This window comes from Shewanella sp. W3-18-1 (assembly GCF_000015185.1).
GTDB lineage: Bacteria > Pseudomonadota > Gammaproteobacteria > Enterobacterales > Shewanellaceae > Shewanella > Shewanella putrefaciens.
Genome location: NC_008750.1, coordinates 1,377,505 through 1,396,251, shown reverse-complemented (window position 1 = coordinate 1,396,251; position 18,747 = coordinate 1,377,505). Strand labels below are relative to the sequence as shown.

At 47.0% G+C, this 18,747-nt stretch carries 13 protein-coding genes; 8 read left to right on the top strand and 5 right to left on the bottom strand.

Annotated features, from left to right (window positions below; translation table 11 throughout):
- Positions 1-113: 113 nt before the first annotated feature.
- Positions 114-1,367 carry a serine hydroxymethyltransferase gene (gene glyA / locus SPUTW3181_RS06350; protein WP_011788583.1) on the bottom strand — a complete coding sequence of 418 codons (1,254 nt, stop codon included), beginning with the start codon at positions 1,365-1,367 and terminating at the stop codon, positions 114-116.
- A 189-nt stretch (positions 1,368-1,556) separates the two neighbouring features.
- Between glyA and ettA the strand changes: the two genes are divergently transcribed.
- The gene (ettA, locus tag SPUTW3181_RS06345; protein ID WP_011788582.1) at positions 1,557-3,224 is read left to right on the top strand and encodes an energy-dependent translational throttle protein EttA; all 1,668 of its coding nucleotides are present in this window, start codon (positions 1,557-1,559) and stop codon (positions 3,222-3,224) included.
- Between the two features lie 144 nt (positions 3,225-3,368).
- Here the strand turns inward: ettA and SPUTW3181_RS06340 are convergent, their stop codons facing one another.
- Positions 3,369-4,310, bottom strand: a complete 942-nt coding sequence (locus SPUTW3181_RS06340; protein WP_011788581.1) for a LysR family transcriptional regulator — start codon at positions 4,308-4,310, stop codon at positions 3,369-3,371.
- A gap of 195 nt (positions 4,311-4,505) precedes the next feature.
- On the opposite strand from SPUTW3181_RS06340, the gene SPUTW3181_RS06335 reads away from it, so the two are divergent.
- The 5 genes from SPUTW3181_RS06335 to SPUTW3181_RS06315 all read left to right on the top strand — a co-directional run bounded on the left by SPUTW3181_RS06335 (position 4,506) and on the right by SPUTW3181_RS06315 (position 11,337).
- Entirely contained in the window at positions 4,506-5,429 is a 924-nt protein-coding gene (locus tag SPUTW3181_RS06335) for an MBL fold metallo-hydrolase (RefSeq protein WP_011788580.1), read from the top strand.
- Positions 5,430-5,583: 154 nt separating this feature from the next.
- Positions 5,584-6,285, top strand: coding sequence for a DsbA family protein (locus tag SPUTW3181_RS06330; protein ID WP_011788579.1), 702 nt, complete (start codon positions 5,584-5,586; stop codon positions 6,283-6,285).
- Positions 6,278-6,775: a nuclear transport factor 2 family protein gene (locus SPUTW3181_RS06325; RefSeq protein ID WP_011788578.1), complete on the top strand. Its 498-nt coding sequence runs from the start codon at positions 6,278-6,280 to the stop codon at positions 6,773-6,775. Before SPUTW3181_RS06330 ends, SPUTW3181_RS06325 begins: the two co-directional genes overlap by 8 nt.
- A gap of 303 nt (positions 6,776-7,078) precedes the next feature.
- Positions 7,079-8,197: an efflux RND transporter periplasmic adaptor subunit gene (locus SPUTW3181_RS06320; RefSeq protein ID WP_011788577.1), complete on the top strand. Its 1,119-nt coding sequence runs from the start codon at positions 7,079-7,081 to the stop codon at positions 8,195-8,197.
- Complete coding sequence (locus tag SPUTW3181_RS06315) at positions 8,197-11,337, top strand: multidrug efflux RND transporter permease subunit (RefSeq protein WP_011788576.1); 3,141 nt, start codon at positions 8,197-8,199, stop codon at positions 11,335-11,337. Before SPUTW3181_RS06320 ends, SPUTW3181_RS06315 begins: the two co-directional genes overlap by 1 nt.
- A gap of 87 nt (positions 11,338-11,424) precedes the next feature.
- Here SPUTW3181_RS06315 and SPUTW3181_RS06310 read toward each other — a convergent pair whose 3' ends face one another.
- Entirely contained in the window at positions 11,425-12,594 is a 1,170-nt protein-coding gene (locus SPUTW3181_RS06310) for a multidrug effflux MFS transporter (protein ID WP_011788575.1), read from the bottom strand.
- A gap of 142 nt (positions 12,595-12,736) precedes the next feature.
- On the opposite strand from SPUTW3181_RS06310, the gene SPUTW3181_RS06305 reads away from it, so the two are divergent.
- Both SPUTW3181_RS06305 and SPUTW3181_RS06300 read left to right on the top strand, forming a co-directional pair.
- On the top strand, positions 12,737-13,513 hold the full coding sequence (locus tag SPUTW3181_RS06305) for an AraC family transcriptional regulator (protein WP_011788574.1): 777 nt from the start codon (positions 12,737-12,739) through the stop codon (positions 13,511-13,513).
- A 146-nt stretch (positions 13,514-13,659) separates the two neighbouring features.
- On the top strand, positions 13,660-14,133 hold the full coding sequence (locus tag SPUTW3181_RS06300; protein ID WP_011788573.1) for an NYN domain-containing protein: 474 nt from the start codon (positions 13,660-13,662) through the stop codon (positions 14,131-14,133).
- A gap of 105 nt (positions 14,134-14,238) precedes the next feature.
- Here the strand turns inward: SPUTW3181_RS06300 and SPUTW3181_RS06295 are convergent, their stop codons facing one another.
- Positions 14,239-17,415: an efflux RND transporter permease subunit gene (locus tag SPUTW3181_RS06295; RefSeq protein WP_011788572.1), complete on the bottom strand. Its 3,177-nt coding sequence runs from the start codon at positions 17,413-17,415 to the stop codon at positions 14,239-14,241.
- A 13-nt stretch (positions 17,416-17,428) separates the two neighbouring features.
- The gene (locus SPUTW3181_RS06290; protein ID WP_011788571.1) at positions 17,429-18,667 is read right to left on the bottom strand and encodes an efflux RND transporter periplasmic adaptor subunit; all 1,239 of its coding nucleotides are present in this window, start codon (positions 18,665-18,667) and stop codon (positions 17,429-17,431) included.
- Between the last annotated feature and the right edge of the window lie 80 nt (positions 18,668-18,747).

Genomic DNA, 18,747 nt, shown 5'->3' with positions numbered 1-18,747 from the left:
GCAATAAAAATGGCCGCTTAATGCGGCCATGGGATTTTATCCTATTTATGGGCTGAGGTTAACCATCTGATGCTTGTTAGGCTCAGCACCACAAAAAGGAGACTATTTACAGATTAACCGTAAACAGGGAAGCGTGCGCACAGTGCCAATACTTGGCCTTTAACACGCTCAATCACTGCAGGATTGTTAGCATCATCAAGGATGTCACAAATCCAGCCGGTCAGCTCTTTCGATTCCGCTTCTTTAAAGCCGCGGCGCGTAATGGCTGGCGTACCGATACGCACACCTGATGTCACAAAGGGTGAACGTGGATCATTTGGCACTGAGTTTTTGTTCACGGTAATGTTAGCACTACCTAAGGCGGCATCGGCTTCTTTACCCGTTAAGTCACGACCAATCAGGTCAACTAGCATTAAGTGGTTGCTGGTTCCGCCAGAGACGATTTTGTAACCGCGCTCAAGGAACACTTCAACCATAGCTTTAGCGTTGTTAACCACTTGCTGTTGGTAAACTTTAAATTCTGGCTCTAGGGCTTCTTTGAACGCCACCGCTTTACCAGCGATAACGTGCATCAATGGGCCACCTTGACCGCCTGGGAATACCGCAGAGTTCAACTTTTTGTACAAGTCTTCATCGTCAGCAGCAGATAAGATCACGCCACCACGAGGACCCGCTAAGGTTTTGTGGGTCGTAGATGTCACAACGTGCGCGTGTGGTACTGGGTTTGGATAAACGCCCGCAGCAATAAGACCGGCAACGTGCGCCATATCAACAAATAGGTAAGCACCTATTTTATCTGCGATTTCACGCATTTTTGCCCAGTCAACGATACCTGAATAGGCAGAGAAACCGCCGATCATCATCTTAGGCTTGTGTTCTATGGCAATACGTTCCATCTCTTCGTAGTCAATTTTGCCAGACTCGTCGATACCGTAAGGAATGATGTTGTACAGTTTGCCAGAGAAGTTAACGGGTGAACCGTGGGTCAAGTGACCACCGTGGGCTAAGTTCATGCCCAATACGGTATCGCCAGGTTTTAACAATGCCATGTAAACAGCGCTGTTTGCCTGTGAACCTGAATGAGGTTGTACGTTAGCGTAAGTTGCGCCAAACAGTTGTTTAGCACGTTCAATCGCTAAGGTTTCAACTACGTCCACATACTCACAACCACCGTAGTAACGCTTGCCTGGATAGCCTTCAGCGTACTTATTGGTTAACTGTGAACCTTGCGCTTCCATCACGCGTGGACTGGTGTAGTTTTCAGAAGCAATCAGCTCAATATGCTCTTCTTGACGCAGAGTTTCATTCTGAATTGCGTTAAACAGTTCCGGATCATAATCTGCGATATTCATATCTTTTTTCAGCATTGCTTACTCCAGCTGCCAATTCTTATAGGTAGGGTTGCGCGGTATTCTACTCGGATCGTGACCACAATCCCAGTATTTGAAACATGAAATTCCTGCAGATAGTGCTTGAACTTGGCTCATTGTCGAGTTGAGTTCGGCGCGCAATCGAGTAGAATTAGCCGCATCATTAGTCACTTAAGATAGAGAAAAATGGCTCAGTTTGTTTACAGCATGCTGCGAGTGGGTAAAGTTGTTCCACCTAAGAAGCAGATCCTTAAAGATATTTCTTTAAGCTTTTTCCCCGGTGCCAAAATTGGCGTATTAGGCCTCAACGGTTCAGGTAAATCCACCCTACTGCGCATTATGGCGGGTATCGACACCGAAATTGAAGGTGAAGCGCGCCCAATGCCGGGCCTCAAGATTGGTTACCTGCCGCAGGAGCCTAAACTCGATCCGACACAAACCGTGCGTGAAGCGATTGAAGAAGCGGTTTCTGAAGCCAAAAACGCCTTAAAACGCTTAGACGAAGTTTATGCTGCCTACGCAGAACCCGATGCAGACTTCGATGCCCTTGCCAAAGAACAAGGCGAACTCGAAGCCATTATTCAAGCCCAAGATGCCCATAACTTAGAGCATATCCTCGAGCGCGCCGCTAACGCCCTGCGTCTGCCGGATTGGGATGAGAAAATCGAAGTGTTATCGGGTGGTGAACGTCGCCGCGTGGCGATTTGTCGCTTGCTGCTTGAAAAGCCAGAAATGCTACTCCTCGACGAACCCACCAACCACTTGGATGCTGAGTCCGTGGCATGGCTTGAGCACTTCCTGCAGGAATATGCCGGTACTGTGGTCGCGATTACCCATGACAGATACTTCCTCGACAATGCTGCTGGCTGGATTTTAGAACTCGACCGCGGTGAAGGTATCCCATGGGAAGGTAACTATTCTTCATGGCTTGAGCAAAAAGATGCACGCTTAAAGCAAGAATCTGCCGCAGAAAGCGCCCGTCAAAAAACCATTGCGAAAGAATTAGAATGGGTGCGCCAAGGCGCTAAAGGCCGTCAGTCTAAGGGCAAAGCCCGTATGGCGCGCTTTGAAGAACTGAATACTAACGATTACCAAAAACGCAACGAAACCAACGAGCTGTTTATTCCGCCCGGACCGCGTTTAGGTGACAAAGTTATTGAAGTGAATAACCTGACTAAGTCCTATGGTGACCGCGTCCTTATTGATAATCTGTCGTTTTCTGTGCCTAAGGGCGCTATCGTCGGCATTATCGGTGCCAACGGTGCGGGTAAATCGACGCTATTCCGCATGCTATCCGGCGCAGAAACGCCAGACAGCGGCACCATTGAATTAGGTGAAACCGTACAACTGGCATCGGTTGAGCAGTTCCGCGATTCGATGAATGATAAAAACACTATCTGGCAAGAAATTTCCGGTGGCCAAGACATCATGCGCATCAACAACATGGAAATCCCGAGCCGTGCCTACGTGGGCCGCTTTAACTTCCGTGGTGCGGATCAGCAAAAAATCATCGGTACACTATCGGGCGGTGAGCGTAACCGCGTGCATTTAGCCAAACTGCTGCAAGCGGGCGGTAACGTCTTGTTACTCGACGAACCGACCAACGACTTAGACGTTGAAACCCTGCGCGCATTGGAAGAAGCGATTCTGGAATTCCCAGGTTGCGCTATGGTGATTTCCCATGACCGTTGGTTCCTCGACCGTATCGCGACCCACATTCTGGATTATCGTGACGAAGGCCAAGTGAACTTCTACGAAGGTAACTACACCGAATACTCGGCATGGCTGAAAAACACCTATGGCGCCGATGTGGTTGAGCCACACCGCTTGAAATATAAGCGGATGATAAAGTAAATCTAGAATCTAGAATCTAGAATCTAGACAAGTGTAAATCTGAGGAGTTTAACTCAAAAAGGTTAAGCTCCTTTTTATTCCATTCAATTTAGGGCGTGAATTTTTCGCTATTTCAAACTGGCACTATTTCAAACTGGCACTATTTCAATTCAAGCTGGCAAAGTAGGCCACCAGCATATCCATCATCACTCTTAAGGCGGGCTGCATATGTTTGCGGGATTGATACACGCCATACACACCGAGGGATTGAGGCATGAACTCAGTTAATAAAGGCACTAACTGGCCCGAATCTAAATAGGGTTTCGCCGCCCATAGCGGTTGCATCGCAATCCCCTCGCCCGCCAGCGTGGCATTAAGCACCACCATGGAATCATTGGCGCTAAAATTACCATTCACTGGCACATTAAACGCCTGCCCTTGGTTTAACTTAGACTCGGGGTTCAGCGCCTGAGCCTGTTTCGCCCCTACATCGGTTTGATAAAAGCGCCACATCACATCGCCAAAATAGGAATAGGTTAAGCAGTTATGCTGAGTTAAATCTTCGGGATGCAGCACGGCGGCGCGCGCGGCAAGATAACTCGGTGCGGCGCACACCACAGACTCACATTCACCCAAGCGCCTCGCGATAAGATTAGGGTCAAGCTCATTAGTGATACGAATAGCCAAATCAATTCGCTCAGCAACCAGATCGACGGTTTGGCTGCTCACGTGGAAATTCACGCTCGCCTGCGGATAACTGGCTAAATATTGGCGCACTACAGGCGCTAAAATCTGATGTGCCATAAATTGTGAGCAGCTAATGCGAAGCAATCCCCGCGGGATCGTCACACCAGCATGACTGACCGCCGGTACTTCGTTAGCCAGTTCGAGCAGTCGATGGCAATAATCCAGCACTTGCTCACCCGCAGGCGTTAAACTGAGGCTACGCGTCGAGCGATGCAACAACCTAGCACCAGACCAGTCTTCCATTTCGCTCAAATAACGGGTCACCATAGAGCGTGACATGTCTAAAGCATTAGCGGCGCTGATCATGCTGCCGCGCTCAACAATAGTCACAAACACCTTAGCCGCTTCGAGTCTGTCCATTACCTATCTCCACTCACTTTCAATCACTCAAAGACTCATTTATAGACTCAAGAACGCACGGTAATTCGTCCGATTGATGCAACAAACATGGGCATTTTAACGCATTTATCTAGTGGTTTTTGCAACCTATACTTTACTCACTTTTGCAACAACTGCAAATCAACGACTTAAATCTTGAATATAAGTGAGCCACAAATGAACACATCGACCTATGCAATACGCAACACAGTTAACGCCACATTGAAGGCCTCATCTAACATCAGCCTAGCTGCCACTTTGCTGCTGGCGGGGCTCAGTGCAGTCAATGCTGCGCCATTGCAAGTGAGCCATTTTAATCCGGGCGAAAATAGCATCTTTGCCGTGTCATCAAGCTTTATCAGCGGCGAACACGAAATGATGTTAGTCGATGCGCAATTTCAAAATAACGATGCCCAAACATTGGTTGATACCATTAAGGCCAGCGGTAAAAAACTGACTCAGGTGTATATCAGCCATAGCGATCCTGACTTTTATTTCGGTTTAGCCGTGATTAAAAAGAATTTCCCCGATGCAGAAATTGTCGCCACTCAAACCACTGTCGATGCCATTAAAGCCTCAATGGAGGGCAAGCTCGCTTACTGGGGACCGATTTTAAAAGACAATGCACCAAAGGAATTAGTGTTACCTAAGGCGATTCACAGTGACACTTTCACTATCGACGGTGAGCAAGTGATTATCAAAGGTTTTAATGATAAACACCCTAAACACACTTTCCTGTGGGTGCCATCGGCAAAAACCATTACAGGTGGCGTAGAAGTATTTGATAACACGCATGTTTGGATGGCTGACACTCAAACTGCCTCTGAGCGTCAAGAATGGCTAGCCCATTTAGATGCAATGGAAAAACTGTTGCCGACTACCGTTATCCCAGGGCACTACTTAGGCGAAGCGCGATTTGATACCCGCGCCATTGGTTTTACCCGTGAATATGTGAAAGCCTTTGAAGTCGCAGCAAAAGCCTCAAAAGATTCAGCCGAATTAATCCAAAAGATGCTGGCGCTATACCCACAAATGCCAGCCGATGCAGGGCTTGAGATCAGCGCCAAAGTTTACATGGGCGAAATGACCTGGCCTATGTAAGCCCAACACACTTTGTAGATCATTTTGTAGATACAGGCACGTAAGTAACTACGTGCCTCTTACACTGTACCAACCTAACAATTTTAATCGATGATTTTAAAAGGCTTTTAGTAACTAACTTAAGTGCTATTTAAGCCCCAAAAGGTTTAACACTATGACTCACCCAACGGCTCATTTAGCAAATTCAACCAACAGCACTCCAGAAACCAAAACGCGCACTCTGCACGCCATTATCGACCCTTTATGTGGTTGGTGCTATGCGGCAGCGCCACTGCTTGATGCTGCAGCAAAAGCAGGGTTTACCATTAAGCTGCACGGCGGCGGTATGCTCACGGGCCCAAGACGCAAACAAATAGATGTTAACTGGCGCGACTATGTTATGCCCCACGATTTGCGTATTGCTGAGCTAACCGGCCAGCCTTTTGGCGAAAACTACTTTAATGGTTTGCTGCGCGATACAACAATCCTACTCGACTCGGCGCCGCCCATTAAAGCCATGCTGGCAGTCGATGCTATGGGCGGCGACAGTTTGGCCTATCTACACTCAGTACAACTGGCCCATTACCGTGATGGCCACAGTGCTAGTGATAAAGGCAATCTCACAAGATTAGCCACAGTGCAGGGATTTAGCCCCAACGCCTTCGCAGCACAATATGCGCAAGCTGAAGACAAACTCGATAAGCATATAGTCGAATCACGGGCGCTGCTCAACCAGATAGGTGGCCAAGGCTTTCCTTCGATAGCGATAGAGGCTGATAACGGCAAAATAATCGCCATTAATATCAACCGCTTTTATGGCAAACCCGCCCAGTGGTTAAGCTACCTTAAAGATCAATTTGGTGATCAAAATGAATAACCCTGATACGGCAATAACCACGCAAACCCAAAAGCATATGATTGAAAAACAGGACTCACAGGCACATTTAACCACTGAAGCCATATTATTAAGGCAAACCGAGGATAATCTCGCCATCGTAAAAAGTACCTACGAAGGACAAAATTCAGCCGAAAACGCCCGTAATCTGAAACAAGCGTTGGCGGAAGATGCGCGCTGGACTGAGGCGGTTGGGTTTCCCTATGCAGGTACTTACATAGGTTTTAGCGATATAGCCAACAATGTATTTGATAGACTAGGAAGCGAATGGGATAACTATCGCGTCATTATTGAAGACTATGTCGCTCAAGGAAATAAAGTATTTGCCTACGGTACTTATAGCGGTCGTTATGTAAAAACGGGCAAAACCTTTAGCGCACGAGTTGCTCATCTTTGGCAATTACATCAAGGTAAAATCATCAGCTTTGAACAGTTTGTGGATAGCCAATCCGTTATCAATGCCATGCAATAATAGAACAAACATCATATAACAAGGCAAGCTCATATCATAAGCTTGCCTTGTAACTTGCCACCTAAAACACCTTAACCGTATTATTCAGTTTTTCAATATATTGCGTTTAACCAACACTGCCATAGTACAAAAAACACCCTAGTCATTCCATTAATTGCCTTAATTGAATGAAAAACACAATTTCTTTCACTTTCGTGAGCTTAACTTTACAAACTTTTACCCAATAAGCGTACGTTATTCACTAGAATAGCCATCATAGTGCTATCGCCCTCTTAACAGCCTTTGTGCGAGATAATCATACAAATGAAAAAAACCATTATTGCCATAACCCTGCTTGCGGTTGTTGCCACAGCAGTCAGTTTTAGTGATGTCCTTCTAGCGGCTAAACCCGAGAGCGCACCACATCTGATGCGTACCGTTCCCGTGGTGACAGGTGAAGTGGTTGAACATCCGCTGACTCAATCTATTTCGCTTATAGGCAAACTCGCGGCAGAACGCGCTGTAGTGATAGCCCCTCAAGTGACGGGGAAAATAAAACAAATCGCCGTCACATCCAACCAAGCCGTGAAAAAAGGCCAACTCTTAATCGAGCTTGATGATATGAAAGCACAGGCCGCAGTAGCCGAAGCCAACGCATACCTCAATGACGAAAAGCGTAAACTTAAAGAATTTGAAAAACTGATCAGCCGTAATGCCATTACTCAAACCGAAATTGACGCACAAAAAGCCAGTGTTGATATTGCACAAGCACGCTTAACCTCCGCCCAAGCAGATTTACATTATCACTCACTGATTGCGCCATTTGCTGGTAAAACGGGGTTAATTAATTTCAGCGAAGGCAAAATGGTCAGTGTGGGAACAGAGTTGATGACATTGGATGATTTATCCAGCATGCGCCTTGACCTGCAAGTTCCGGAGCATTATTTAGCGCAGCTCAGCATTGGTATGCCCGTCTCAGCCACAAGTCGCGCTTGGCCAGGCGAAACCTTTATGGGCAAAGTGGTGGCAATCGATCCTCGCGTAAACGAAGAAACCTTAAACCTTAAGATCCGCGTACAATTTGATAACCCTAAAGATCGCTTAAAGCCTGGCATGATGATGTCATCGACCATCACATTTCCCGCCATATCAGCACCCATAGTGCCAGTCCAAGCCTTGGAATATTCAGGCACTAAACGCTATGTCTATGTCGTTGGCGACGACCATATTGCTAAGCGTACTGAGGTAATTTTAGGGGCGCGTATTGGCGATCAAGTGCTTATTGATAACGGTTTAAAGATTGGTGATAAAGTCGTCGTGCAGGGCTTAGTGAATATGCGCGATGGCTTAAAAATCAATGAGGTTACACTCGGTTCAAAAAATACCGATAGTTCAGAACGAGCAGCAACACCTTCAAATACTAAAGCGACGGAGACCAAATAATGTGGCTATCCGATGTTTCAGTTAAACGCCCCGTCGTTGCAATCGTATTAAGCCTATTGTTATGCGTATTCGGGTTTGTATCTTTCACTAAGCTATCGGTGCGTGAAATGCCCGATGTCGAAAGCCCAGTGGTCACCATCAGCACCAGCTATTCAGGTGCTTCTGCGGCCATTATGGAAAGCCAAATCACTAAAACTCTGGAAGATGAATTAACAGGGATCAGCGGCATAGATGAAATCACCTCTACTACACGTAATGGTAGCTCGCGCATCACGGTGAAATTCCTGCTTGGCTGGAATTTAACAGAAGGTGTAAGCGATGTCCGTGATGCGGTTGCCCGCGCCCAACGTAGGCTCCCTGAAGATGCGAAGGACCCCGTTGTATCTAAGGATAATGGTTCAGGAGAACCCTCTGTCTATGTCAATTTAAGTTCGAGTATTATGGACCGTACACAATTGACCGATTATGCCCAGCGCGTATTGGAAGATAGGTTCAGCCTGATCAGCGGTGTGAGTTCAATTAGTATTTCAGGTGGTTTATATAAGGTTATGTACGTCAAGCTCAGACCCGAGCAAATGGCAGGACGTAACGTGACCGTCACGGATATCACCAATGCATTACGTAAGGAAAACGTCGAAACACCCGGTGGGCAAGTGCGTAATGACACCACTGTCATGTCAGTGAGAACGAAACGTCTATATTACACACCAAAGGATTTTGACTACTTAGTGGTACGCACAGCCAGCGATGGCACGCCTATTTATTTAAAAGATGTCGCAGATGTCGCTGTTGGTGCACAGAATGAAAACTCGACCTTTAAGAGCGATGGTATTGTAAACCTCAGTTTAGGGATTATTACTCAGTCCGATGCCAACCCGTTAGTGGTGGCCCAAGAGGTACACAAAGAAGTCGACCGCGTACAAAATTTTCTTCCAGAAGGAACAAGCCTCGTTGTTGATTTCGATTCAACGGTGTTTATTGACCGTTCTATTAACGAAGTCTATAACACCCTGTTTGTGACGGGCGCCTTAGTCGTATTAGTGCTCTATATCTTTATTGGGCAAGCAAGGGCGACACTCATCCCTGCTGTGACGGTTCCCGTATCACTTATTTCGGCATTTATCGCTGCCAATATGTTTGGTTACTCGATTAACTTATTGACCTTAATGGCATTAATTCTCGCTATTGGCCTAGTTGTCGATGATGCCATCGTGGTGGTTGAAAACATATTCCACCATATAGAAAAAGGAGAAGAACCGCTGCTTGCGGCCTATAAAGGCACTCGTGAAGTGGGTTTTGCGGTTGTTGCCACAACGGCTGTATTAGTGATGGTCTTTCTACCTATATCATTTATGGAAGGTATGGTCGGGCTGCTATTTACCGAATTTTCGGTCATGCTTGCCGTATCGGTTATGTTCTCATCCCTTATCGCATTAACCCTCACCCCCGTCCTTAGCAGCAAATTGCTCAAAGCGAACGTAAAGCCCAATCGCTTTAATCGTTGGGTCGATAGTGGTTTTGCACGAATGGAGAAGGTGTACCGTGCTGCCGTATCAAGAGCGATTCAGTTTCGTCTTATTGCCCCATTAGTGATTTTGGCTTGCATAGGTGGCAGTGCTTGGTTAATGCAACAAGTACCGTCACAACTCGCGCCACAGGAAGACCGCGGTGTGTTATACGCCTTTGTAAAGGGCGCTGAAGGTACCAGCTATAACCGTATGACAGCCAATATGGACATAGTCGAAGACAGACTCATGCCTCTACTCGGTCAAGGGGTATTGCGATCTTTTAGCGTACAAGCCCCCGCTTTTGGTGGCCGTGCAGGCGATCAAACCGGTTTTGTTATCATGCAGTTAGAGGATTGGGAACACAGAGATGTCACGGCGCAGCAAGCCCTTGGTATTATTAGCTCAGCCTTGAAAGATATCCCCGATGTGATGGTTCGCCCCATGATGCCGGGCTTTAGAGGTCAATCGAGTGAACCCGTACAATTTGTCCTTGGCGGCTCCGATTATACTGAGCTATTTAAATGGGCGCAGATCTTAAAAGAGGAAGCAAACGCGAGCCCTATGATGGAAGGCGCTGACTTAGATTATGCGGAAACCACGCCTGAGTTAATTGTGACCGTAGATAAAGAACGCGCCGCGGAACTTGGGATCAGTGTTGATGAAGTCTCCCAAACCTTAGAAGTCATGCTCGGTGGCCGCACAGAAACCACCTATGTGGATCGCGGTGAAGAATACGATGTCTATCTACGTGGTGATGAAAACAGCTTTAATAACGTCGGAGACTTAAGCCAAATCTATATGCGCTCCGCAAAAGGTGAATTAGTCACTTTAGACACTGTGACCCATATTGAGGAAGTGGCTTCAGCGCAAAAACTCAGTCACACCAATAAGCAAAAATCAATCACGCTAAAGGCCAATATCAGTGAAGGTTATACCCTAGGTGAATCACTCGCATTTTTGGAAAATAAGGCGGTCGAATTATTACCTAAGGATATTTCCGTTGGCTACACGGGTGAATCCAAAGAATTTAAAGAAAACCAAAGTAGTATTCTGATTGTATTTGGCTTAGCGTTACTCGTAGCATATCTGGTCTTAGCGGCTCAATTTGAAAGCTTTATTAATCCATTAGTCGTGATGTTTACTGTGCCTATGGGCGTGTTTGGGGGTTTCTTAGGTCTACTGATCACCAGCCAAGGTATCAATATCTACAGCCAAATTGGCATGATCATGTTGATTGGTATGGTGACTAAAAATGGTATTTTAATTGTTGAATTTGCTAACCAATTACGAGACAGAGGTTTTGAACTCGATAAAGCCATTATTGATGCATCTACACGGCGTTTACGGCCAATCTTAATGACGGCCTTCACCACACTTGTCGGTGCTATCCCCCTGATTTTCTCGACAGGTGCTGGCTCAGAAAGTCGTATTGCCGTAGGTACAGTGGTGTTCTTTGGGATGGCATTTGCCACCTTTGTCACACTATTTGTGATCCCAGCCATGTATCGATTAATCTCGGCTGCCACCCATTCACCAGGTTATGTTGAAGCAAAACTCGAAGCGGCCATTAAGGCCCAAGAATTAGCAGCGCAGGAGGCTGCCAAACAACAGGAAAAAACGGCAAAAGCTTGATAACAAAACTGTGATCGAAAACTAAGAGAAACAAAACGTCAGCTCAGATGATAAAAAGCCAAGGTACAAATACCTTGGCTTTTTGATTTATGCCTGAGATGAGTTAATAACCTGCTCGGTACTGACGCGAATACAGAGCCCAGTACAGAGCAATGCCGCCAACGTAATGACGCCTCCGAGATGGTTAATCATGCCCACAAAGCCCAATCCCGCTCCGAGCAAAATATAATAAAACAGTCCAAAGAGTGCGCCAGCAGAGCCCGTATAAGCACGGTAGTTTGCCAGAGCCGAGCTGAGTATGTTTGGAATCGCGATCCCATAAGCAATCACAATCAAGAGCATAGGCGCTAAAAAGTAAACACTATTCAGTCCTATTACAGTTGATTGAAATAGCCAAATACCCAATCCACCGACAAGTGCGATTGCACTGGCTAAGCGAACCAGCCAGACGCTGGTGTGGCCTCGACCTAGCAATATTCTATTAAAATAACTGCCAAGGAATGCGCCAAAGCCTAATAGTAAGCCACTAGTTCCGAAGGCAAGCGTCGATAATCCTTGCGCCTCAAACATAAATGGTGCCAGTGAAAAGTAGCTAAACCACATCAGATTAAACGCTGCCACCAAGAAGGTGTTCTTAATAATCCCGCTGTCGGTAAGCATCTTAAACGCTAACTCACCTATCGCTATTTTCTGGCTATGTGCGGGTTTGGTTTCAGGTAAGGATTTTACCGACAAAAACAACAGCACTATGGCAGAAACCATAAGTGCGACAAACACACCTTGATACCCCCAATACGCACTGAGAACGCTGCCCAGTAGCAATCCGATAACAGGGCTAATTCCAAGTGACATTCCCATCACAGAAAAGACTTTGGCTAATTCTTCTCCACTATAACTGTCACGCATCATAGTTTGGGTAATCACAGAACCCACTGCCGCGCCAAAGGCCGACAATACGCGGGCCAGCAACAACAGGCTAAAATCGCTCACCATCAAGGCTAACGCTGAGCCAATGGCATAACATACTAATCCCGCGAGCATAGCTTTGCGACGACCAATAATGTCGGCTAAGCGGCCCCAGCAAAATACGCCTATGGCAAAGGCAATAAAGTACACAGATAAGGTTTGCGATGCGCCAGCAACCGACACGGCAAAGTTTTCTGCAATATTCGGCAATGCTGGGCTATAGATGGTTTCCATAGCTTGCGGAAATATCATTAGCAGCACAGCGAGCCCTAAAGGGGGTTTTATATTCATGATTTCAATTGAATTTTAGTAAACAAAATGAGTTGGTTTACCGAAATGTCACTCCATACTTGTCAAAGAGGACGCAGTATAGATAAAATCCAAACATGACAATTAATAATACTTAAACAAAAAACATCAAAAATAGGACAAGATGGCTTTTATTCAACCCGATCTGCAATTCAACCCCGACACCTTAGACAACCTAGTGATAGGGATTGCTGCGGATATGGGGGAGCACGATTCAGGCGCACATCACCACAGCAAAGCTCAACTGCTTTATGCTTCTGCTGGCTGTATGAGGTTTTACTTGGCTGATACCCAAGTTGTACTACCGCCAACCCGTGCGGCTTGGCTACCCGCAGGCGTTGTACACCATGTCACCATGCGCAATGTGGCTGCCTATCGCTCACTCTACTTTGAGCCAGAAACTGTTGCGTCTTTGCCGAGTCGAGTCACGATTTTCCATGTTAATCCGTTACTCAAAGCACTCATCGACACTATGTCATTTTGGCCGTGGGACAAACCCAGACAAAGTCAACATAATGCCTTTTCCCTGCTTTGCGAAGAGTTGGAAAATGCTACGGCAGAAAATCTAGTCTTACCTCTACCGCAGGATAAGCGCTTGAAAACTTGGCTTAAGCAACTGCAACAAAAGAAACAACCTGCCAATCTTAAAAAGATGGCCATTGAAATTGGCGCCAGTGAACGCACGATTAGCCGTATTTTTAACGCACAGACGGGAATGGCTTATCAAGCATGGCGCCAGCAATGGCGTTTACTCTCCGCCATTGAACAATTAGCGGCGGGAGTATCGGTGGCGCAGGTGGGCTTTAATTTACAATTTTCCAGTGACAGTGCCTTTATCAGCTTTTTTAAGCAATATACTGGCACCACACCAGCGCAATATTTTAAATCTCCTAGTGTTTAGCGAAATATTAAATCCCCCTCCAATACAACTCAAATGAGGCAGTTTACCCGTTTAACCAAGTGCAAACCCTCCCATTTCGCGGCCTTTAGCGACTTATTGTGTTATAGTGCAAGGACTCTTAGCCCAAATAGCAATATACAAATCCCTTGAAAAAAATCGCTTTATTTGTCGATGTGCAAAACATCTATTACACCTGCCGCGAAGCCTATGGTCGTCAATTTAATTACCGTAAATTGTGGCAACACTTAGGCTATGAAGGAGACATAGTGTTAGCTGTAGCCTATGCCATCCACAAAGGTGACGATGGGCAATTGAAATTCCAAGACGCGCTAAAGCACATTGGTTTTGAGGTAAAGTTAAAGCCGTTTATCCAACGCAGCGATGGCTCGGCCAAGGGTGATTGGGATGTCGGGATCACTATCGATATTATGGAAGCGGCGAGTGAAGTCGATACTGTAATTTTATTGTCTGGGGATGGCGACTTCGATTTATTGCTGCAAAAAATCTATCAAAAATATGGGGTTGAAACTCAAGTTTATGGCGTCCCTACCCTGACGGCAAAATCCTTAAGGGATGCAGCGTCTCAATTTCATCCGATAGATGAGGCGTTACTGCTTTAAGTTAAAAACCGTGACTGTATATTCGACATCAGCACCACAAAGCAAAAGGCCTGTTTTCACAGGCCTTTAACACGATAAACTCACATCAAAATCATAGATAGAAGCTTATGTTTTTTCATGGTGTTGGTTTGTAGAAATACCTTCTAACTGCACGACATTTTTACTGCCTCTCTTTGCCAGTGCGTAGTAGAACAGCGGCGTTAGGATAAGACCAAACACTGTTACCCCTATCATACCGGCGAATACCGCGACGCCCATGGCTTGACGCATCTCAGCGCCCGCGCCAGTGGAGAACACCATAGGCACCACTCCCATAATAAAGGCGATAGAGGTCATCAAAATAGGGCGTAGACGTAATCTTGCCGCCTCTAATATCGCCTCCATAGGTGCCATACCGTGATCTTGTTTCTCCTTTGCGAACTCGACAATTAAAATCGCATTCTTTGTCGCCAGCCCGACCAGCACTATCAGGCCAATCTGGGTGAAAATATTATTATCCCCACCGTAAATCAGCACACCACTAAGGGCTGAAAGCAGTGTCATTGGGATGATTAAGATAATCGCCAATGGCAGGCTTAAGCTCTCATATTGTGCCGCCAGCACCATAAACACCAGCAGGATCACCAGAGGGAACACCAATAACCCAGTATTGCCCGCTAAGATTTGCTGATAGGTCAACTCAGTCCACTCGTAGGTCATCCCTATAGGCAGGGTCTCGGCGAGGATTTTCTCAATCGCCGCCTGCGCTTGGCCTGTGCTCACACCGGGCGCTGGGCCACCGTTGATTTCAGCGGTCGTAAAGCCGTTATAGTGCATCACACGATCGGGCCCCGCACTCTGGCTCACATTGATAAAGGAGCCTAGTGGGATCATATCGCCATTCACGTTCGGCACCTTTAACTGACTTATCTGTTGCGGGCTTTGACGGAACGCCTCGTCAGCCTGCATATTCACCTGATAGGTTCGGCCAAACCGATTGAAATCGTTGACATAGGTTGAACCCATATAGGTTTGTAATGTCTGGAAAATTTGATCGAGCGACACTGCCTGCTGTTTCGCTTTAGTCCGATCGATATCCAATTCAAGTTGTGGCACATTCACTTGATAGCTGGAAAATATCCCCGCTAATTGTGGATCGGCCCACGCCTTGTACATCACTTGTTGGGTCACCTGATACAAGGCCTCATAACCAAGGTTGGCTCTGTCTTGAATTTGCAGACGGAACCCTCCTATAGTGCCGAGGCCTTGCACAGGTGGCGGCGGGAAGATGGCAATAAACGCATCCTGAATGCCAGCAAATTGCTGATTCAATTGGCCTGCAATGGCATTCGCCGACAGTTCAGGACTCTTACGTAACTCAAAATCATCGAGTGCGACAAACACCACGCCTGAGTTAGGACTATTAGTAAAACCATTGATGCTAAGGCCTGGGAAGGCAATCGAGTGCGCCACACCGGGGTGATTTAGCGCAATCTCAGACATCTTCTTGATCACACTATCCGTACGTTCAAGGGATGCCGCATCGGGCAACTGAGCAAAGGCCACTAAGTACTGTTTATCTTGGCCAGGCACATAACCCGTTGGTGTATTGGCAAATTGCACTCCCGTTAACGCCACCATGCCTAAATACACTAGGCCAATAATGCCGCCAAAACGGATAACCTTACGCACTAAGTAGCCATAACCATCGGATGCACGGTTAAATAAACGATTAAAAGGCACAAATAACCAAGCACCAAACAACTTATCCATTAGACGCGTTAAGCCGTCCTTAGGTGCATCATGACTCTTGAGTAACAGCGCCGATAATGCCGGACTTAAGGTTAATGAGTTAATCGCTGAGATAAAGGTCGAGATAGTAATAGTCAAGGCAAACTGTTTATAGAACTGCCCAGTTAAGCCGCTCATAAAAGCCGTTGGAATAAACACCGCCGCCAGCACTAAGGTGGTTGCCACAATCGGGCCTGTCACTTCCTTCATTGCCTTTTGCGTTGCCGCCATAGGGCTTAACCCTGCGGCAATATTACGCTCGACGTTTTCCACCACGACGATGGCATCGTCAACCACGATACCGATGGCGAGCACCAGCCCAAATAGCGACAAGGCGTTTAACGAGAAACCGAGCAGATGCATAAAGGCAAAGGTACCCACCAAAGACACAGGCACAGCCACCAGCGGAATAATCGAGGCACGCCAAGTTTGCAGGAATAGCACCACCACTAACACCACCAGAAGCACGGCTTCGAGCAGGGTTTTTACCACGGCTTCAATCGAGCCACGCACGAAGACTGTAGGGTCGTACACAATCTCGTATTGCAGCCCTTCAGGGAAGGACTTGGCGAGTCTGGCCATTTCTGCGCGCACATCGTCGGAAATCTGAATCGCATTCGAGCCCGATGCTTGGAATACCGGAATCGCCACCGCATCCTTATTATCCAGCAATGAACGCAGCGCATAGCTCGTTGCCCCGAGTTCCACCCGCGCCACATCCTTAAGGCGGATCACCTCAGCGTTTTGACCAACTTTGATGATAATATCTTCAAATTCAGACAGTTCAGTTAAACGGCCTTTCACGTTAATCAAAAGTTGAAAGTCAGCACTGCCACTAGGCTGCGCGCCTAAACTGCCCGCTGCTGCCTGTTGGTTTTGCTCACGCACAGCGGCAATAATGTCCGCAGGCGATAAACCCAGCGCCGAGACTTTATTCGGATCGAGCCAAATACGCAGGCTATATTCCCCTGCACCAAACAAACGTACCGCACCCACGCCTTTAATGCGTGCCAACTCATCTTTTACATTTAGCGCCGCATAGTTAGACAGATACAACATGTCGTAACGATTATCCGGCGATAACAAATGCACCACCATGGTCAAGTCTGGCGATGATTTTTCAGTAACAATACCAAGACGTTGTACCTCCTGAGGTAAACGTGGCATAGCCCTATCCACTCGGCTCTGCACTTGGGTTTGTGCCCTATCGACATCGGTGCCGATGGCAAAAGTGATGGTTAAGGTCATCCGTCCATCAGAGGTCGCTTGGGATGACATATACAACATATCTTCGACGCCGTTGATTTCTTGCTCTAGGGGCGAGGCAACCGTTTCGGCAATCACTTTAGGGTTAGCGCCAGGGTAGTTTGCGGTGACCACTACCGTTGGCGGTACCACCTCTGGATATTCGGTAATAGGCAACTGCCAAACGGCAATCGCCCCAGTGATAAGAAACAGCAATGACAGCACGGCTGCAAATATCGGTCTTTTAATGAAAAATTGCGACAACATAGTGTGTTATTCCTTAACCGCGGCTCGCCGTTTCAACCGCTTGCGCCGTCAAATGATCTTGGTTTTTATCGAGCATTAACTGGGCTTGGCGCAATGCTTCGAGTTTCTCGCTGTCGACCATATCCACCATATTTGGCTCAATTTGCATCTTAGGGCGAACACGCTGCATACCGTTGACGACGATCTTGTCTTCAGCAGCTAAACCTTGAGTTACGATACGAAGCCCTTGAACTTTCTCACCTAAGGTCACGCCACGATATTCGACCGTGCCATCATCACCGACGACCAGCACAAACTTATTATTGAGATCTGTGCCAACGGCTTTATCGTCGATCAAGATCCCCTCATAGGCGCCGCTGCCCGCGGTGCGAAGACGCGCAAACAAGCCAGGCAATAATCTATTGTCTTCATTGTCAAAAGTGGCTCTAACTCGAATTGTGCCCGTCTGCTTATCCATCGCATTGTCAACAAAGTCGACCATGCCAATATGGTGATAATCGCGCTCATTGGCTAAAGCCATATACACGGGGTTATCACCAGCACGAGGATCGTTACGTTTCTTCTCGGCTGTTAGCTTTACGTATTTAAGGTAGGTTTGTTCATCCACATCGAAATAGGCATACATGCTGGCCGTAGAAACCAAGCTGGTTAGCACACTCTGCCCTGCAGTGACATAGTTACCCGTTGTGACGTTGGCGTAGGACACGCGGCCATCAATCGGCGCTTGCACTTGGGTATAAGCTAAATCAAGCTCGGCGCGCATGAGTGCTGCTTTCACCGACGCAACCGCCGCCGCAGTTTGGCGCTTGTTTGACTCACGGGTATCGAGTAATTCTGCAGAAACTGCCTTTTGATCAAATAACTTACGGGCACGCTCCAAATCATTAGTGGCCAGTTGCTCAGCAGAAATAGCGCTAGCAAGATCCGCTTTTAACCGGGCCACTTCCACTTCAAACACGCTTGGATCGATGCGAAAGAGTACGTCACCTTTCTTCACTAAGGCGCCTTCTTTAAAATTTACTGATTCAATGTAACCAGATACTCGTGGGATAAGGGTGACACTTTCTGGTGCCTGTAAACGGCCAGTAAACTCATCCCATTCGGTAACTCGCTCATGCAATACTTGAGCAACATCCACCTTAGGTGCAGTCGGTGCAGGCCCCTGCTGCGTTGTTTGCTCACCACAAGCTGAAAGGACGAAAGCCGCCACCGCCGTTAACATCATTATTCGTAAAGGTTTGTTACTCATCATATTACTATCCTCAAGGTGGCGGGCATTTCACGCTGTTCGAACCACACACATGCCGCTGTGTTACAAACCAAACCGATTAA

Coding starts and splice junctions, on each gene's coding strand:
- glyA (WP_011788583.1), bottom strand. CDS start 1,367: ATGCTGAAAAAAGATATGAATATCGCAGATTATGATCCGGAACTGTTT.
- ettA (WP_011788582.1), top strand. CDS start 1,557: ATGGCTCAGTTTGTTTACAGCATGCTGCGAGTGGGTAAAGTTGTTCCA.
- SPUTW3181_RS06340 (WP_011788581.1), bottom strand. CDS start 4,310: ATGGACAGACTCGAAGCGGCTAAGGTGTTTGTGACTATTGTTGAGCGC.
- SPUTW3181_RS06335 (WP_011788580.1), top strand. CDS start 4,506: ATGAACACATCGACCTATGCAATACGCAACACAGTTAACGCCACATTG.
- SPUTW3181_RS06330 (WP_011788579.1), top strand. CDS start 5,584: ATGACTCACCCAACGGCTCATTTAGCAAATTCAACCAACAGCACTCCA.
- SPUTW3181_RS06325 (WP_011788578.1), top strand. CDS start 6,278: ATGAATAACCCTGATACGGCAATAACCACGCAAACCCAAAAGCATATG.
- SPUTW3181_RS06320 (WP_011788577.1), top strand. CDS start 7,079: ATGAAAAAAACCATTATTGCCATAACCCTGCTTGCGGTTGTTGCCACA.
- SPUTW3181_RS06315 (WP_011788576.1), top strand. CDS start 8,197: ATGTGGCTATCCGATGTTTCAGTTAAACGCCCCGTCGTTGCAATCGTA.
- SPUTW3181_RS06310 (WP_011788575.1), bottom strand. CDS start 12,594: ATGAATATAAAACCCCCTTTAGGGCTCGCTGTGCTGCTAATGATATTT.
- SPUTW3181_RS06305 (WP_011788574.1), top strand. CDS start 12,737: ATGGCTTTTATTCAACCCGATCTGCAATTCAACCCCGACACCTTAGAC.
- SPUTW3181_RS06295 (WP_011788572.1), bottom strand. CDS start 17,415: ATGTTGTCGCAATTTTTCATTAAAAGACCGATATTTGCAGCCGTGCTG.
- SPUTW3181_RS06290 (WP_011788571.1), bottom strand. CDS start 18,667: ATGATGAGTAACAAACCTTTACGAATAATGATGTTAACGGCGGTGGCG.